This window comes from Alcaligenes sp. EGD-AK7, from assembly GCF_000465875.3.
Taxonomy (GTDB): Bacteria; Pseudomonadota; Gammaproteobacteria; order Burkholderiales; family Burkholderiaceae_B; genus Alcaligenes; species Alcaligenes phenolicus.
The window spans coordinates 168,466-185,708 of the sequence record NZ_AVOG02000045.1 but is presented as its reverse complement, the minus strand read 5'-3'; the positions used below and the strand labels follow the sequence as shown (position 1 = coordinate 185,708).

Below are 17,243 nucleotides of genomic sequence, written 5' to 3'. Positions count from 1 at the left end.
ATAAGGCTGTTTCAAAGAAACCTTCTTTCGGGGTCCGCCTCCGCTCATGGTTTTCATTGCGCTTATTTGATCATGCCGTACGTGTGGTTCTGATCTTGGCGGTTTTGACGTCGGCGTACTGGTTGATCTTTGCCTCGAACCGCTACGTGTCCGAGGCTAACGTCATTATCCGAAAGACCGATTCGGTAGGAGCCCCCTCCTTTGACTTAGGAATGTTGGTGTCAGGTGTGGCTACTGTGGATCGTGCGAACCAGTTGTTATTGCGTGATTATTTGCTGTCCGTGGACATGCTCAAGAAGCTTGATGAGTCTTTGGACTTGCGTACGCATTACAGCTCCTCGGACCATGATTTGGTGTCGCGCATGTGGTTCCAGGATGCTTCGTTAGAGTGGTTCCATCGTCATTATTTGCGTCGTGTAGAAGTGGAGTTTGATGACTTCTCTGGTGTGTTACGCATCAAGGTCCAAGCTTACAACCCCGAGATGGCTCAGGCTATTACTGAGCTGCTGGTTAAGGAAGGCGAGCGTTATATGAACGTCTTGGGGCATGAAATGGCCCAAGTTCAGGTCGATTTTTTGGTTACCCAGGTTGACGAGGCTCAGGAGCGTTTTCAAAAGGCCAGCCAGGATCTGCTGAACTATCAGAATGCAGCCGGTTTATTGTCCCCCCAGGCTACAGCAGAAAGTATTAATGCGATTGTGGCTGCCTTGGAAGGGCAGAGGGCTCAGTTGCAAACCCAATTGGCCTCTTTGCCCAAGTCATTGGATCGGGACCACCCCAATATCCTGATGCTTAAACAGTCTTTGAAAGCAGTAGACGAGCAGATCAAGCAAGAAAAGCTGAAGTTGGCGACGCCGTCAGGTGGAACTCTGAATGCCTATGTAGAAGAGTTTTATCGCTTGGATATGAATGTGAAGTTCACACAAGAGCTCTACAAGTCGTCTTTGACTGCTTTGGAGAAAGGCAGGATTGACGCCACCCGCATGTTGGAGAAAGTGTCTGTGCTGCAGTCCGCCACCTTGCCCGAGTATCCGATGGAACCACGCCGCCTCTACAACACCTTGGTGACCTTGCTGTTGGCACTGATTCTGGCCGGAATTCTGAAGCTGCTCAAGAGCATTGTTCTGGATCACGTAGATTAAAAATAATTGTAGGAGAGCACTTATGACAGTCTCGACTGCCGCTCAGCCAGATCTACTTACTAATAAGCAAAAAAATATGAGTTCGCGCAATTTGCAGGAAGAGAATCGTTTGTTGTTTGATCAGTTACAGCTCGTGCAGGAGGAGCTGGAGCGCCGACATTATCAGACATCGACGCTGTCTGCCGTTGCAGCTGAACAGGCGATGTCGACTACGGTTATTCAGTTGGCGCCAGTTGATGAGCGGCTGATCGACGCGTACGCAGAAAATCTGCGTTGCCAAGCCTTGTTAGCCGCGCAAAGTGACGTGTATGCGCTGCAGTCCACGTATGCATTGGCGGGGCAGTTGGGCGCAATTTTGATTGATGGCAGTCGCTCTGCGGGTGCAATGCTTTCTGTGCCTAAGCGTCTGCATAAAGCCTGGCGTCAGAATCGCCAAGCGGTGGTGCCAGCCTCATTGGGGGGGGAAACCTTTGATAGGGTCATTGCAGCCTTCAAAGAAGGGGGCGAGTCTGCCGTCGAGTCTTTGTTGAGCAGAGCTGCCGTTTCTGTGACCCTGCAGGCTAGTGCTTGGACAGCATTGGCTCGTACCCAGATGACGATTGCGCCTGAGCTTGCGGCCGCGATGGCACGGCGGGCATTCGGATTGGAGCCCAAGCCATTTCGGCAAAAATGGTTGGCGTTTCGTTTGCATGAGGCAGGTGCCTTACTGGAGGCCGAGGCCTTGCTGACTTTACTGCCAGCAGATATCAAGTTCAGTGACTCCGAAGCTCGTCAGGCAGATCGTCTAAAGATTGAATCAAAGCGTGCTCGCTTCAACCAGGCACGAGAGTTTTATCCCCACACTGAACAGCAAGAGAAGCTTCAGCATCAATGGCAGGAGTTGGCGAGGTCGCGGGACACGCTAAGTACTCAGCTTGTCCAGCTCCAGTCGCAGTTAGCGTTGACGCAAAATGAGATTGCAACATTAAAGACAGAGCATGACACCGGGAACACGGTGGCTGCCGAGTTGCGCACACGCTGTGAGGCGTTACAGGCAGAGCTTTTGCGTGCTCATAAAGAGCGAGATCAACGCGATGCTCTTATCAACCAAGAGCGAGTACGTAATGAAACTTTGGAGTCCTCACTGCGTGACCTCAAGCAGTTGCATCAGGAGCAGAAGGACTTGGCAACGCAGTGGTTTGAGCAATCTGTTTCCTTGCAGGCAGGTATTGCCGAGTTGACCCAACAACGCGATGAGTTGACTACGCTTGTTTCACGGAAGAAGGAAGAATGCGCTGCGTTTGCGTCCAAGCTTGCAGCACAGGAGGAAACAGCGCAAAAGCAGGCAGTGCAGATGTATGAGCAATATTCTGCATTGCAGGCCACACTTCATTCCACTCAGCAGGCGTATGAAGTAGTGGACGCTTTGGCGAGGGAGCGGCTGGAGCATGGCGAGTCATTACAAGCTGCGCTTGATGCGCTTGAACAAGAGCATGATGGATTGAAGCAAGAGTTGGCTTTAGAGAGTAGTGCTTTGCAGGCACGTATTGCCGAGATGGCTCAATTGGGTGAGGAGCTGGAAGCCCGGGTCAAGCAAGAGCAACTTAAACGCGATAGCTTGCAGGAGGAGTTGCGTGAGCTAGGACGTTTGCGGGATGAGCAGGCCGGTCTGGCGGCACAAAGGCAAGGCGAGCTTTTGCAGCAGGCACGAGATTTCCACTCTCTTGAAAAATCCAAGTTGGACTTGGAGGCTCGTCAACGAGAATTGGAGTGTTTGCTGGCTGTTCAGGCGGCACGCGATACAGAGCATATGCGAAGTCTTAAAGATCAGGTTCAGGCCCTGCTCGCTCAACAACCCGCTCTGGAGGGAAAGGTAGCGAATTTGTTGAAACAACAAGCAAAAAAACAGGAAGAGGAATTGCTGCGCGTGCACTCTGAGCAGATGCAAAGTATCAAGGATCAAGCGCAAGTGCTGGCCGCTCAACAACCCTCTCTTGAAACTGCGCTCGCTGCTTTGCTGAAGCAGCAAGCGGAGCAGCAATCCAAACAGCAGACTGACGAGTTGTTGCGAGTGCGCCGCTATCTTGAAAATTTGATTAAAAGCAATAGTGCCAATACAACTCGTCAAGTTCAGTCTTTTATTGGCATGCAGGAGTATTTGGCTACGGGTAGCCTACCTGCCTTTAATAGCCAAAGCCATAGTTGGCCTGTCTCTTCGGACTTTGCCTTGTTTTTGATGCAACGAGTTGTGCTCGAACAATATGATCTGATTGTGGAGTTTGGTTCTGGCATGTCTACGGTTCTGCTGGCAAAAACCTTGGCTACAGCAGCAGAGCGGACAGGAAACAAGCCTCCTCGTTTTGTGTCTTTTGACCATCTGGAGCGCTATTACAACCAAACTAAAAATCATTTGGATCAAGCGGGGCTTGGTGAGTCTGTCGATTTGGTTTTAGCTCCGTTGGCGGAATGGAAGGGGCTGGACGGCGCGGCACAGGATTATTACGACTGCCGCAAAAAGTTAAACGAACTTGCGCGTAGCAAGAGTCCGGTCTTCAAACGCATTTTGGTTATTGTCGATGGCCCGCCTGCTTCGACGGGGCCGCAGGCGCGCTATCCAGCTGGACCGATCATCGCCGATAGCTTTCCCAAAGCCCATATTGATTTTGTTCTGGATGACTACATCCGTGAGGATGAAAAAGAAACGGCGCAGCGTTGGCTCTCTGAGTTGAAACTGACCGAAGTGCCCGGAGCTCTGACAGAGTACAAGTTTGAGAAAGATGCCTGTTTGATAACAGTTCACCCTAAAGATACAAAGTAATTTTATGAAGATTTTGACCGTATTTGGCACACGACCGGAAGCCATCAAAATGGCACCAGTCGTTAAGGCATTGGCTGCCGACTCAGCGTTTGATGCGCGCGTTTGCGTTACTGGCCAGCACCGTCAGATGCTGGATCAGGTTCTGGATATTTTTTCCATCAAACCTGATTTTGACTTGAACCTGATGAAGCCAGGTCAGGACCTGTATGACATCACCAGTAACGTGCTGTTGGGCATGCGTGATGTCTACAAGCAATGGCAACCAGACATGATCCTGGTGCATGGTGATACGACTACCACCATGGCCGCAGCTTTGTCGGCCTATTACGCCAAGATCAAGGTTGGCCACGTCGAGGCTGGATTGCGCACTCACAATAAGTACTCGCCATGGCCAGAGGAAATGAATCGTCGCCAAGCAGGCGTGCTGGCTGATGTGCACTTTGCCCCAACCGAGCAATCACAATCGCATTTGTTGCGTGAGGGTGTTGATCCCAAGACGGTACACATCACGGGTAATACCGTAATTGATGCGCTGCTGGATGTAGCAGCACGCGTACGTCAGGACTCGGAACTACGTAGCCGTTTTGAGGCTCAGTTCTCTTTTATCAACCCAGCCAAACGCTTAGTTTTAGTGACGGGGCATCGTCGCGAGAACTTTGGTTCTGGTTTTGAAAACATCTGCCTGGCCTTGCGCCAGATTGCCTCCCGTGGCGATGTGCAGGTGGTGTACCCAGTGCACTTGAATCCAAATGTTCAGGAACCAGTACGTCGTATCCTATCCGACGTTTCCGATGTTCATTTGATTGAACCACTGGATTATTTGCCCTTTGTTTACCTGATGGATCGTTGTGACCTTTTGGTTACTGACTCCGGGGGCATTCAGGAAGAAGCGCCTTCCTTGGGGAAACCGGTATTGGTGATGCGAGACACGACCGAGCGCCCTGAAGCCGTGGATGCAGGAACTGTGCGTTTGGTGGGAACAGAAACACAAGCCATTGTCAGCGCTGCCACGCAACTGCTGGATGACGCTGCAGAATATGAGCGTATGGCACGGGCGCACAATCCTTATGGGGACGGCAAGGCCGCTACCCGCATTAGTGAAATTTTAAAAACCTTGATCTCTTGATTCGGAAGACCAGCATGTTTGAAACTCTCTCCATGATCGGCTTGGGCTATATTGGCCTGCCTACTGCAACATTATTTGCCTCACGCCGCAAGAAGGTCATTGGCGTTGATGTGAACGCTTACGCGGTCGACACGATCAATCAAGGCCGGATTCATATTGTTGAACCTGAACTGGATATGCTGGTGCAGGCCGCCGTGCACGGTGGCTACTTGCGCGCTACGCTGACCCCGGAACCTGCTGACGCGTTTCTGATCGCCGTCCCGACCCCCTTTCTGGAAGGCAACAAGCCTGACCTGAGCTATATCGCCGACGCCGCTAAAACCATTGCGCCAGTGCTGGCCAAAGGCAATCTGGTTATTCTGGAGTCGACGTCTCCTGTTGGTACGACCGAGCAATTGGCGCAGTGGCTGGCTGAAGCTCGTCCTGATCTGAGCTTTCCTCAGCAAGCAGGCGAGGAGGCTGATATTCAGGTGGCCTACTGCCCAGAGCGTGTTTTGCCCGGTCGCGTAGTGCATGAGCTGGTTAGCAACGACCGTGTTATTGGTGGCATGACTCAAAAAGCGACCGAGATGGCAATTGAGCTGTACCGAATTTTTGTGGAAGGCGCTTTGGTGCCAACCAATGCACGCACCGCTGAAATGTGCAAACTGACAGAGAACAGCTTTCGCGACGTGAATATCGCGTTTGCTAACGAACTCTCCCTGATTTGCGATCGCTTGAATATTAATGTGTGGGAACTGATCAGCCTAGCTAACCGTCACCCACGCGTTAATATTTTGCAGCCCGGTGCTGGGGTTGGTGGTCACTGCATCGCCGTGGATCCTTGGTTCATTGTTGACACGACTCCAGAGGAAGCACGCATTATTCGGATGGCGCGTGAGGTCAATGATTACAAGCCTGAATGGGTTGTTGAGAAAGTGAAGGCTGCAATGGCCGGGGTCTTGGCTGTACGTTCTGACGCTCGTATGGCGGATGTTAAGGTGGCTTGCCTCGGTTTGGCGTTCAAACCTGATATCGATGACTTGCGAGAAAGTCCTGCTGCGTTGATTGCTCGGCAATTAAGCAATTTTGGATGTCAGATTTTGGCTGTAGAGCCTAATGTGGATGCCTTGCCAGGAAAGCTAGCCGCGGATAATGTCTCCTTGGTGTCGCTAGACTTTGCTCTGGATAATGCCGATGTGGTTTGCGTTCTGGTTAAGCATCAGCCTTTCATTGCTGCGGCTGAGAAGATTGCCAAGCACCCAGTAAAAATTGATGTCGTAGGAATGATTTTCTAAGAATATCTAGAAATAGATGGAATACATTGATCTTAATTCATTGCTGACTAATGAAACTGGAAGTGGAAGTTTAAAATCATGGCGCAAACCGGCGTAAAGAAAGCTGCAGATGCTTTTCGGAATGGGGATTATTCAACTGCTATTGCTCTTTATAGAGAGTTAAGTGCAAGGTTGGGCTCCGAGTTTTTTAAAGTTAATGTAGATCTGTGCTATGAAAGATTGCATGGATCGGACAAGGCTGCGGGGGCAGCCTTGCTAAGTCAAACTGGAAAGCATGCATCCTTGAAAAATAAAGGAAAGCTGAACGGTAGATTGAGGGCAATATCTATTTTGGATGAGATATCAGAAGAGTGCTGGCGGCATGAAATGAAATGCTATCCAATTAATAGAACTAACTACAAAAAACAGGTTGTGGAATCCTCGTCGGATTTTTGCTTTCTGGAAAGTTGCTGGAAGGGGAATAAAGGGACATGGGAGTATGCTTTTACTTCTCCTGGTCTCAAGCATGCGAATGCACAGGCATTGTTGGATCTGATCGATAATGTGAAAAATAAAATGCCTTTGGTTTTCTGGAATAAAGAAGACCCTATGCATTATGATCGATATCTTCCGATTGCAAAATCTGCTGACATTATCTTTACTACCGACTCCAATAAGGTTAAAGACTATATTCGTGATGTGCCAGGGGCGGAGGTTTATGCCGTTCCATTTGCTGCGCAAGAAAAAATATGCAATCCGTCGGATCGATTTCGGCTACCTTCTGAGTCCGTGTGTTTTGCTGGCTCATATTATGGTGTGGGGCATGATGAGCGTAAGCGACAAATGGATGCGTTGCTTCCATCTATTATTGATTTTAATGGTGCGATTTACGATCGTATGTCAAAAATTGAAGGTGATCGCTATAAGTTCCCCCCTCAATATCAGCCTTTCATCAGGGACGCTGTACCGTTCACAGAAATCGTGAAGCTGTACAAAAAATTCAAGGTGTTTTTGAACGTCAATACGATTATTGATTCCCCCACAATGATGTCCAGACGGGTGTATGAGCTATTGGCATGTGGTACACCGGTTGTTTCAACCCCATCAAAAGCGATTGATGAGCAATTTCCTGGAGTCGTACACGTGGCTAACGACTCCAAGGAAGCAAGTATTATTATTAATAAGCTCTTGTCTGATGAGTTTTATTGGGAAAAATCGTCACATTTGGGTTACCGTGAGGTCATGACTAAGCATACTTACCACGATAGGGCTCGATTAATTGAAAGGGCCTTAGGGTATGAGGTTAATGATATTAAACCGCTGGTGAGTATCGTTACATGTACATGTCGGCCTCATATGATAGACCGGATTGTTTTGAATATGACGAGGCAGGCATATTCAAATTGTGAACTATTACTAGTTGTGCAAGGTTTTACAGCTGAACAGGTGTATGAGCTTAATAATAAATTAAAATCCGTAAAGTCAAATTTAAAAAGAATAGAGATAGTTGTGAATAATAGCGATGATTCTTTGGGGGAAAGGTTTAATTCGGCTGTTGCTATTTCCCGTGGGGAGTTTATTGCAAAAATGGATGATGATGATTTCTATTTTTCTAACTATTTGTCTGATATGCTGCTTCCGTTTCAGTATGGGGATTATGGTATGGTTGGTAAAACGGAAACATATGTTTATCTTTCTGGGTCTAATAAATTAATAAAAAGATTTCCGGGCATGAAACATCGAGATGTTGATTTTGTGGCTGGACCAACATTCGTTTTGAAGGCGGAGGTGTTTAAAAAATATAAATTTTCTCCTGTAAATAGGGGGGAGGATTCGGATTTGATCTCTAGAATGAAAAGGGATGGGGTGCGAATTTATGCGACTGATCCTTTTAATTTTATTCAATGGCGTAGCAGTGATAGTTCAGCTCACACTTGGGGTGTAGAAGACGATTTTTTCTTGACTGGTAAGCAAACTGAGATAGTAGCTAGTTATTTAGATACTAGTTTTTGCGATTTTTAAAGCTGGGTGTAGCTGCATTCTGGTTCGAATGCAATGCGGTGGACGGTGTTTTATGGTGGTGGGGCTCCATTGTTTTTGATAGATCGGTCTTCTATTGCAGAATTGGGTGTTTGATGTTGAATGGGCGTTATGCACTGCTGACAGTTGACACAGAGGCTTTAACCGGTCGAGCTATGAGTAGCTATGTTGACCGCCTGGTTTGGGGAAGGCATGCGGCCGGGACTGCTGGGATTCGCGAAATATGTGAGCTGGGCGCGGAATTTAATGCTCCTCACGTTTTTTTTGCGGATATGTGTGGATGTTATGCAGAATTGGAGCATATGAAGAAAGCTATTCGGTGGCTGAGTACCCACGGCCATGATGTGCAGTTACATACCCATCCTGAAGCATTGCCCAAAGTGTTTTGGGATCAACAAGGCTTACCGGCTATTCCGCGGTTTATGAACCAGTATCGGGATGTAGCGCGAACTCGGTTTGTTGTGCAGCACTTTGCTAAGTTGCTCGTTGAGCAAACTGGTAAGCCAATTCTTGCCCACCGCGCAGGCTCATTCCGTTGGAATGCCTTAACGATTCGGGCATTGCAAGAACTCAATATTCCCTTGTCATTCAACCAATCCATGCGAGCCATGGAAAGTGGTCGAGGCGTACACGGTGAGCCTGACTGTCTTCCTTACATCTGGTCCAACGGTGTCATCGAAGTCCCTGTTACTGAGCGCTGGGTACCCGGCGTTCCTGGTTTTCGCCCGGATCGTTGGGTCAGCCTGACTTACCCCGAGTCTCCATACTTCAAATTCGGCTCACGCCCCATCCCTGCTTGGAAACATCCTTTTGCACCTAAGCCAGCACCAGTCACGGTGGTGCTCTTACACTCATGGTCTTTGCTTGAGCGCGATGAAGCAGGACACGCGGTATATCGAGATGATCGATTGCTGGAGGGTTACCGCAAATTTTTGCGCCGCCTTGTCAAGGATTGTGAGGTCATCACGACCGCAGAATTCTTGGAGCTACATGCGCAGGGTAAAATCGACATTTCACGAACAGTTAATTTAGAGCAGGTAGAAGCACAGGTATGAGGGAGCGCTACGCAATGATTACGGTGGATACGGAGGCGCTGCCCAAGCGCGCGTCTACGGACCACGTCAATCGTCTGATCTGGGGGCGATTTCCGAAGGGCACAGCTGGTGTTGCCGAGATGTGCAAGATCGGTGATGAGTTCGGTGCCAAGCATGTATTTTTTACAGACTTGTGTGGGGCCTACTCCTACCTGGACGAGCTGAAGGACGTCGTACGATGGCTGGATGAGCAGGGCCAGGACGTGCAGCTGCATACGCATCCTGAGTATTTGCCTGACAGCTTCTGGGAAGAGCATGGCCTGTCCAACCGTCCGCAGTACATGAACCAGTACACGGACCAGGCTCGGGCCGAGTTTGTTTTTCGGCACTTTGCAGATTTGTTGACTGAGCAGACGGGGAAACCGGTTCTGGCGCATCGTGCAGGTTCATTTCGCTGGAATGCCGATACGATCCGGGCATTGAAGGAAGTGGGAATTCCACTGTCTTTTAATAATTCGATATGTGCTGTGCACAATGGCCAATGCGTATACAGTGAGGCCACCAATGACCCTTATGTTTGGTCCAATGGCGTCATTGAGGTTCCCACGACCGAGAAGCGGATTCTGGGTAAGTTAGGTAAGCCAGATTGGTGGGTTCGCCTGACTTACCCAGAGTCCCGCTATTTCCGGTTCCGGCCATGGTGGGGAAATTTGTTGCTAAATGCTGTTAGCGGTAGCCCGTCTTTTGCCGTGTTCTTGTTGCACTCCTGGTCTCTTTTGTATTGGGACGAGAACGGTTTGGGCGAGTACCGGGACGATAGCCGTCTGGAAGGGTATCGCAAGATGTTGTCGCGCCTGACCAAGGATTACGATGTGATAACGACAGCAGAGTTTTTGGATTTACATGCTCGAGGCAAGATATCCACGCCGCAGTCCGTGGATTTATCGTTAGCGCAGTACACGCCTCCACCGAAAAAAAACAAGAAGGCGAAGGCAAAGGCTTAAGGCGATGGCGCTGAAATTCTTACAAAGGCTACTGGGTGAACCCTGGTTAGCCTTTAATCGGTTTTTGACCGTACGCATGTTGCGTCGCAGGACGCAGCAGCGTGGCGCGGTGCAAACCCCTTATGAACCGATACAAGGTCGCATGCTGTACGTGGCGGCCAGTGCCTTGCCGTATCACATCAGTGGCTATACCACTCGTACACATGCTATCGCTCAGGCTTTGCAGGAGGCCGGTGGCGATGTGTGTGTCTTGACTCGCCCTGGCTATCCGTGGGATCGCAAGGATAGATTGGCTGATGCTTCAGCGCAGACAACAGCGGTGGATCAAGTCCGGTACGTTCATGTGCAACGTCCGGCTAATAACCGCCCCGTCATGCAGTTCGCCATAGAAGCTGCCGCCTCCATTGCTCAAGAAGCCATCAAACAGCGTGTCGCCGTCATTCATGCTGCCTCTAACCACGTCAATGCCTTGCCAGCCTTGATCGCCGCGCGCCAGTTAGGTATTCCGTTCCAATATGAAATGCGTGGTTTGTGGGAGCTGAGCCGAGCCTCCCGCATGCCGGAGTTCCGTGACTCGCAGGGCTTCAAGCAGGGTCTGGAGCTGGAAGGTCTGGTTGCTAGTCAGGCAGACCGGCTGTTTGTGATTTCCGAGCAGTTGGGGCAGTACGCTCGCGAGCACTGGAATGTTGACCCGGCACGCATGGGCCTGATGCCCAATTGCGTCGACCCCTCGCGCTTTACCCCTGGCGCTGCCCAGGATGTGCAGCCCAACACGATTGTCTATGCTGGCTCCCTGATTGTTTATGAAGGGCTGGATGTCTTGATCGACGCCGTGGCGGATCTGGCTGGCCGTGGCAAGGATGTGACCCTGACCATTATTGGGGATGGGGAGGCGCGCGCTCAGTTGCAGGCTCAGGTGCAAAGCCTGGGTATGGAAAAGCATGTGCTGTTTGCTGGTCGGGTCTCGCCTGAGGAGGCTCGCGCCTTGCAGGCCAAGGCCGCGCTGGTATGTATTCCTCGCCGTCCCTTTGAGGTGTGCCGTATTGTCCCCCCCATCAAGCTGGTTGAGGCGATGGCGATGGGCAAGCCTGTTCTGGTGCCGGATTTGCCGGTGTTTCAAGACGAAGTTGGGCCATGTCGTTCGGTGCGTTTTTTTAAAGCAGGTGATGTGCAGGACTTGGCTCGTGTGCTGGATGAAACCTTTCAGGCAGGTCCGGAAGTGTTGGCCCAGGATGGTGCCTTGGCACGTGAAGAGGCCACGCAGCGTCGCAGTTGGGCTGACTTTGTGGTGCATGCTTTGCCGGCCGGGGCTAATTCATGATCGGTCGCGCAATCCGGGCTTTGGGGGCGCGCATCTATACGCACCCAACCGTCAGCGAAGACGGCAAGCCCGCGGGGCAGTTTGGGCAATTGAAAGTAGCCTTGGTGTCGGACTATTTCACGGCAGACTGCCTGTCAGCCGAATGCTCTATCCGTATTCTGAACCCGCGCAATTACGAGGAGGTCATCTCCTCCTGGAAGCCTGATCTGCTTTTTGTGGAGTCCGTGTTCCATGGGCTGGGTGGCGCGTGGCGCTACGAGCTGGCCAAGCAGTCGCGACTGATCCGTTTGCGTACGCCTCGCACGATTTACAAGCTGGTGCAGTTCGCTAAGGATCAGGGTGTGCCCACGGTGTTCTGGAACAAGGACGACGGGGCGTATTTCGAGCACTTCATTGATGTGGCCAAGGCCTTTGATTATGTGTTCACCACGGACAGTGATTGCCTGCCGCGCTATCGTGCTCGCTTGAATCCTGATGTGCCTGTGAACACCCTGAGCATGCCGTATCAGCCTGCGTTTCATAACTTCACGGGCTTTGATTTCACACGCAAGGAAGGGTGCTTTACGGGCAGTTATTACCGCCGCATCCTGAGTGAACGTAGGCGCTTTCTGGACATGATTTTCGGGGCCTGTGAAGATGCGCAGATGCAGCTTAATGCCTACGACAGAAATCACGACAGATTGTCCCGGCATATCGAATTCCGCTTTCCGCGCTCGACGCATGTGCAGGTTCATGGTCAGGTTCCGCACCGCGAGACGGGGCGTATCTACAAAGAACATGTGATGTGCCTGAACGTGAACTCGGTCACGGATTCTGACACCATGTGCTCGCGCCGCTTGCTGGAGATTCTGGCCAGTGGGGGCATTGCGGTGACTAATCCCGGTCGTGCGGTGGATCGTTATTTCCGCGATTTCTGCCACGTGGTGCATTCCCGTGAGCAGGCCACTGAGTTGTTTGCACGTCTGCGCCAGGGCCCCACCGCGCAGGATTGCGAGCGTGCGGCGGCGGGGGCGGCGTATGTGCGTCAGTTCCACACCTGGGAGCATCGCCTCCAGGAGCTGGCTGATGTGGTCGGCTTCTAGGGTGCGCTTGTTTTCATGATTGTGAGCATTTTTGCGTACCTGATTCAGGCGCTGTTCTTGTTGGTTGTGGGGGCCTTTGCCCTGTACGTGGTTCTGGAACTGCGGGTACTGCTGATCTCGCGACGGGTGGAGCGTCGTAAGCTAAGCGAGCTGGTGCAGACGTCCGCCTCCTTGCAGCAGGATTGGTATCCCAAGGTCAGCGTTTTATTACCGATTTATAACGAGGCTGCTGTTGTCGAGCGTTTGATCGATGCGGCTTGTCGTCTGGATTATCCGGTGTCCGCGCTGGAAATTCTGGTGCTGGACGACTCAACAGACAAGACTGCGCTGTTGGCCCAGAACAAGGTGGATCAGTGTGCTCGGCAAGGTGTGCCCATTCGCCGCATTCAGCGTGCTGATCGTGCGGGCTACAAGGCCGGGAATCTGGTGCATGGCATTCAGCATTCCCAGGGCGAGTTTTTTGCGATCTTTGATGCGGACTTTTTACCGCCAGCCGACTTCCTGCAGAAAACCATTCCGCCTTTCAAGGACGCGAAGCTGGGTTTTTTGCAGACGGGTATTGGCTATGAAAACCGTGACCACTCTTTTCTGACCCGTTTTCAGGCCATGGAAATGGGCCACCAGCAATATGTGACGGTGGGGCTGAGCGAAGACGGGGATATGGCTTCCTTAAGTGGCAGTTCCTGTGTCTGGCGACGCGCTTGCGTGGAAGCCCTGGGTGGCTGGAATGCCTCCACCATTACCGAGGATGTGGACCTGGGTTATCGGGCCCAGTTTGGTGACTGGAAGTACGCTTATTTGCGCGATGTGGTGTCCATGTCCACCTTGCCCGAGAACATCAGCGCCTTCCGTGTGCAGCGGGAACGCTGGGGGCGGGGGCTGATTCATAGTGCCTTCAAGCACCTGGGGCAGATGTGGCAGCAGGACATGCCCTTGATGAGGCGCATGCATGCGTTTTCCATGATGTTTTCATCGGTCATGCTGGCGTCGATTTATGCCCTGATCTTGCTAAGCCTGCCGCTGAATTATTTGCTGAATTTTGATCATGTCGTCTTGCAGTGGGGCGCGCCGCTATTCTTTTTGCTGGTCGCTGTCTGGGCGTTGAATAATGCTTTCGGTGCCCGCAAGGGAGCACGTTTTGATGACAGGCCGGGCGTGTTGGGCACCTTGTGGCATACCTACTTGTATGTCGCCATGTTCCCACCCATGGCTTGGTATTATTTTGTCGGTGGTGTGCGAGCCGCCTTCAAGGTCTACGGGGAATTTAATCGTACCCCCAAAGGGGAGGGAGAGAAGGTGGCTAGACAGCCCCGCATCAATCTGTATTTGCTAATTGGTGAAGTGTTCACTTTCCTGTATTCAGCATTGGCCCTGTATGTGGCCATACGCATGGGCAACTACTTGTTGATTCCTCTGAATGCGACGGTTTGTGTAGGCTTTGGCATGGTTTTGTACTGGTCCTTCCAAGAAAGGAGAGCGCGTGGGCGTAGCTGAACCAGCAGAGCAGGAACGGGTTCTGATTACCGGTGCCACCAGTGCCATTGGTGGCGAGCTGGCGCTTTACTACGCCAAACCCGGCACAGAGCTGACTTTGCATGGTCGCAATGCCGCGATTCTGGAGCCTTTGGCCGAGCGCTGCCGACAGGCGGGTGCGCAGGTACAGACGTATCAGCTGGATTTGCGTGATCTGGATGCCTTGCATGACTGGTTGTCGCGATGCGCTGCGTTTGATCTGGTCATTGTGAATGCAGGCATGAATATCCATGTTGGCCCCAATGGCGAGCCCGAGGTTTGGGAAGATACCGAGCTGCTGCTGGATATCAACGTGAAGGCCTCGCTGCGAGTTGTGCAATCTGTGCTGCCTGCCATGCGGGCGAAAGGGCGCGGTCAGATCGCCTTGATGAGCTCCTTGGCCGCTTACTTTGGTCTGCCCACTACGCCGTCCTATAGCGCCAGCAAGGCGGCGGTCAAAGCTTATGGTGAAGGTTTGCGCGGCTGGTTGGCCCCGGAGGGGATCAAGGTCAATGTGGTGATGCCAGGCTACGTTAGCTCGCCCATGTGTGATGCCATGCCAGGCCCCAAACCATTCCTGTGGACCCCGCAAAGAGCAGCCAAGCGTATTGCCCGTGGCCTGAAAGCCAATAAAGCGCGTATCAGTTTTCCGTTCCCTTTGAACCTGGGTTGCTGGTTTCTCGCCGTGCTGCCCGCCCGGGTGTCTGTCTTTATTCTGAGCAAGATCGGTTATGACGCTTGAGCCGGGATTCTGGACTGCTATCCTGGCGGCCTTGTCGGGGCTGGCCCTGACAGTCGGGCTGGAGCGTTTCTTGCAAACAGCAGCCAGCTTGCGTCGTCACGCAGCGGCCTGTGCTTTGCATGCTGGCCTGTATGGCCTAGCGTATGTTGTACTGGTTTTTGTGTTGGGACGGCCTATTTTTGCCACGGCCTTGCTGAGTGCCTTTTTTCTGCTGCTGGTCGTGGTTAGCAATGCCAAGTTCAAGGCGTTGCGTGAAGCTTTTGTGTTTCAGGACTATGAGTATTTTACGGATGCGATCCGTCATCCTCGGCTCTACATTCCTTTTCTGGGGTGGGGAAAGTTCTTTCTGGCCGCAGCGGGCTTTATTGCTGCTCTGACGATTGGTTTATGGCTGGAAGCTGTGCCCGTCGTGCGGGCTGCCTGGAGCGGGCAATGGGGAGCCTTGGCTCTGCTTGCTGTGTTGAGTCTGGGCTTGCTGCTTTGGGGTAATAGCGCGCGTTTGATGGTGCAGATTGCACCGGAGCAGGACGTACAGGCCTTGGGGCTATTAGCCAGCTTCTGGCGATACTGGCAACAAGGCCGAGAGCGTCCAAGTTTATCTTCCCCTTTTGAGAATTCGGCTCCGAAGACCACGTCTGTTCTGGCCAGTGCTGATGCTTTGGCTGATCTGCCTCATCTGGTTTCCGTGCAAAGTGAGTCCTTCTTTGATGCCCGGCGAATTTCTGATGGAATTCGGCCAGAGATTCTGGCGGAGTTTGACCGCTTCAAATCCGAAGCGGTTGCCAGCGGATATTTGCAGGTTCCCGCTTGGGGAGCCAACACGGTGCGTTCGGAGTTTTCTTTCTTAAGCGGTATTGAAAACAGCGCGCTGGGTGTGCACCGCTTCAACCCCTATCGCGCAGTATGCGCGGGATGGTCGGTGGGGACCTTGGCTTCCTGGTTGAAGCAGCAGGGTTACCGCACGATCTGCATTCATCCTTATCCCGCTAGCTTTTACCAGCGTAATCGCGTATTCCCACTGTTTGGGTTTGACGAGTTTCTGGACATCAAGGCGTTTGCTGATGTGGAACGTACCGGCCCTTATATTGGCGATCTGGCGGTGGCAGATAAAGTCGCCAGTGTGCTGGAGCAGGCTACAGGGCCGGTATTCATACACGTGATCACGATGGAGAATCACGGGCCTTTGCATCTGGAAAAGGTCGCTGCGGGTGATGTCGATGCCTTGTATCATCAGCCCCCTCCGCAAGGTTGTGAAGACCTGACGATTTACTTGCGCCATATTCGCAATGCCGATGCCATGCTGACACGTTTGCGCGGAGCCTTGAGTGCATCGGATCGGCCCGCCAGCCTGTGCTGGTATGGCGACCACGTTCCCATCATGCCCTCGGTCTACGTAGCTCTGGGGACTCCGTGTGGGGATGTGGATTACTTTATCTGGAATTCTACCCAGAGGCAGAAAAGAACGCCGCATCGGGATGCGGCGATTCATGACTTGGCGCGGAAGTGGTTATCCTTGACTGGATTGATTACTGAGTAGACGCTGTGTTTGCACTAATCTGAGTGCTTGCTGCTGTTTTAGTGCCAGTTCATAGGCTGGCTTGTCAGAGCCTGATGCATTCTCGCGTTGCTGGGCACCCAGATGACTCCTGTTGAATGGACATAAGCGTTGAGCGGAGATGACGGTTGAATTTAGGTAATTGAAAGAGTTCGAGGACTGGGGAGTGATGATGGGCTGGTCGCTTCAGATTGCCGTGGAGACAGAGTTAGTGAGGGCTTGACGATTAACCGCCTTGGGAGGGGCATTTCAGGCTAATAGCGTCGAGTCAGAGCTCCCTAGTTATTGTCCCAGGGCATCTGTTTTCTGGGAGTTCTCTATGATGTACATCCGCCCCGCCACTGACGATGGTTTTCGCGCCCGCATAGACAAAATGATAGACCTGCGCCATCTGCGGGCGGTTTGGCTTGGTGCATGCCTGGCTGTGTGTTGTGGGATATAACCTCAACTGGCTGCTATTCAGGATCGCTCGAAAGGGCATGGGCTTGTTGTAGTGAATTTTTTGCACCTGGAAAAAGGAAGGCGCTCACGACTACCAAAGTCCGATTTTGGCGAATTGCGTAACGAATGAGCTGGTTGATTTTTTTTGCGAAGAGTCTATACGCGTGAGTTGTATGGTAAAGATGAGTGCT

At 51.8% G+C, this 17,243-nt stretch carries 12 protein-coding genes; all 12 read left to right on the top strand.

What is annotated here, in order from left to right:
- Positions 1–56 precede the first annotated feature (56 nt).
- The 12 genes from N879_RS15230 (at position 57) to N879_RS15175 (ending at position 16,593) form a co-directional block, all read left to right on the top strand.
- On the top strand, positions 57–1,142 hold the full coding sequence (locus tag N879_RS15230; RefSeq protein ID WP_009463517.1) for a chain length determinant protein: 1,086 nt from the start codon (positions 57–59) through the stop codon (positions 1,140–1,142).
- Between the two features lie 22 nt (positions 1,143–1,164).
- Positions 1,165–3,939 carry a hypothetical protein gene (locus N879_RS15225; protein ID WP_152978326.1) on the top strand — a complete coding sequence of 925 codons (2,775 nt, stop codon included), beginning with the start codon at positions 1,165–1,167 and terminating at the stop codon, positions 3,937–3,939.
- A 4-nt stretch (positions 3,940–3,943) separates the two neighbouring features.
- On the top strand, positions 3,944–5,065 hold the full coding sequence (gene wecB / locus N879_RS15220) for a non-hydrolyzing UDP-N-acetylglucosamine 2-epimerase (protein ID WP_009463511.1): 1,122 nt from the start codon (positions 3,944–3,946) through the stop codon (positions 5,063–5,065).
- Between the two features lie 14 nt (positions 5,066–5,079).
- Positions 5,080–6,342 carry a UDP-N-acetyl-D-mannosamine dehydrogenase gene (gene wecC / locus N879_RS15215; protein WP_021447228.1) on the top strand — a complete coding sequence of 421 codons (1,263 nt, stop codon included), beginning with the start codon at positions 5,080–5,082 and terminating at the stop codon, positions 6,340–6,342.
- A 78-nt stretch (positions 6,343–6,420) separates the two neighbouring features.
- Complete coding sequence (locus N879_RS15210) at positions 6,421–8,343, top strand: glycosyltransferase family protein (RefSeq protein ID WP_009463505.1); 1,923 nt, start codon at positions 6,421–6,423, stop codon at positions 8,341–8,343.
- Positions 8,344–8,516: 173 nt separating this feature from the next.
- A complete protein-coding gene (locus tag N879_RS15205) occupies positions 8,517–9,416 on the top strand; it encodes a polysaccharide deacetylase (protein ID WP_235484317.1) in 900 nt (299 codons plus the stop codon).
- Positions 9,413–10,399 (top strand): hypothetical protein, encoded by a 987-nt coding sequence (locus N879_RS15200; protein WP_009463501.1) that lies wholly within the window; start codon positions 9,413–9,415, stop codon positions 10,397–10,399. Before N879_RS15205 ends, N879_RS15200 begins: the two co-directional genes overlap by 4 nt.
- A gap of 4 nt (positions 10,400–10,403) precedes the next feature.
- Complete coding sequence (locus N879_RS15195) at positions 10,404–11,720, top strand: glycosyltransferase (RefSeq protein ID WP_021447225.1); 1,317 nt, start codon at positions 10,404–10,406, stop codon at positions 11,718–11,720.
- Positions 11,717–12,802: a CgeB family protein gene (locus N879_RS15190; RefSeq protein WP_021447224.1), complete on the top strand. Its 1,086-nt coding sequence runs from the start codon at positions 11,717–11,719 to the stop codon at positions 12,800–12,802. Before N879_RS15195 ends, N879_RS15190 begins: the two co-directional genes overlap by 4 nt.
- Before the next feature lie 15 nt (positions 12,803–12,817).
- Complete coding sequence (locus N879_RS15185; protein ID WP_021447223.1) at positions 12,818–14,296, top strand: glycosyltransferase; 1,479 nt, start codon at positions 12,818–12,820, stop codon at positions 14,294–14,296.
- Positions 14,283–15,056 carry an SDR family NAD(P)-dependent oxidoreductase gene (locus N879_RS15180; RefSeq protein ID WP_021447222.1) on the top strand — a complete coding sequence of 258 codons (774 nt, stop codon included), beginning with the start codon at positions 14,283–14,285 and terminating at the stop codon, positions 15,054–15,056. Before N879_RS15185 ends, N879_RS15180 begins: the two co-directional genes overlap by 14 nt.
- The gene (locus tag N879_RS15175; protein WP_021447221.1) at positions 15,046–16,593 is read left to right on the top strand and encodes an LTA synthase family protein; all 1,548 of its coding nucleotides are present in this window, start codon (positions 15,046–15,048) and stop codon (positions 16,591–16,593) included. Before N879_RS15180 ends, N879_RS15175 begins: the two co-directional genes overlap by 11 nt.
- The last annotated feature ends 650 nt before the right edge of the window (positions 16,594–17,243 follow it).

Excerpts from the sequence above, each read along its gene's own strand:
- N879_RS15225 (WP_152978326.1), top strand. The coding sequence starts at position 1,165 with ATGACAGTCTCGACTGCCGCTCAGCCAGATCTACTTACTAATAAGCAA.
- wecB (WP_009463511.1), top strand. The coding sequence starts at position 3,944 with ATGAAGATTTTGACCGTATTTGGCACACGACCGGAAGCCATCAAAATG.
- wecC (WP_021447228.1), top strand. The coding sequence starts at position 5,080 with ATGTTTGAAACTCTCTCCATGATCGGCTTGGGCTATATTGGCCTGCCT.
- N879_RS15210 (WP_009463505.1), top strand. The coding sequence starts at position 6,421 with ATGGCGCAAACCGGCGTAAAGAAAGCTGCAGATGCTTTTCGGAATGGG.
- N879_RS15205 (WP_235484317.1), top strand. The coding sequence starts at position 8,517 with ATGAGTAGCTATGTTGACCGCCTGGTTTGGGGAAGGCATGCGGCCGGG.
- N879_RS15200 (WP_009463501.1), top strand. The coding sequence starts at position 9,413 with ATGAGGGAGCGCTACGCAATGATTACGGTGGATACGGAGGCGCTGCCC.
- N879_RS15195 (WP_021447225.1), top strand. The coding sequence starts at position 10,404 with ATGGCGCTGAAATTCTTACAAAGGCTACTGGGTGAACCCTGGTTAGCC.
- N879_RS15190 (WP_021447224.1), top strand. The coding sequence starts at position 11,717 with ATGATCGGTCGCGCAATCCGGGCTTTGGGGGCGCGCATCTATACGCAC.
- N879_RS15185 (WP_021447223.1), top strand. The coding sequence starts at position 12,818 with ATGATTGTGAGCATTTTTGCGTACCTGATTCAGGCGCTGTTCTTGTTG.
- N879_RS15175 (WP_021447221.1), top strand. The coding sequence starts at position 15,046 with ATGACGCTTGAGCCGGGATTCTGGACTGCTATCCTGGCGGCCTTGTCG.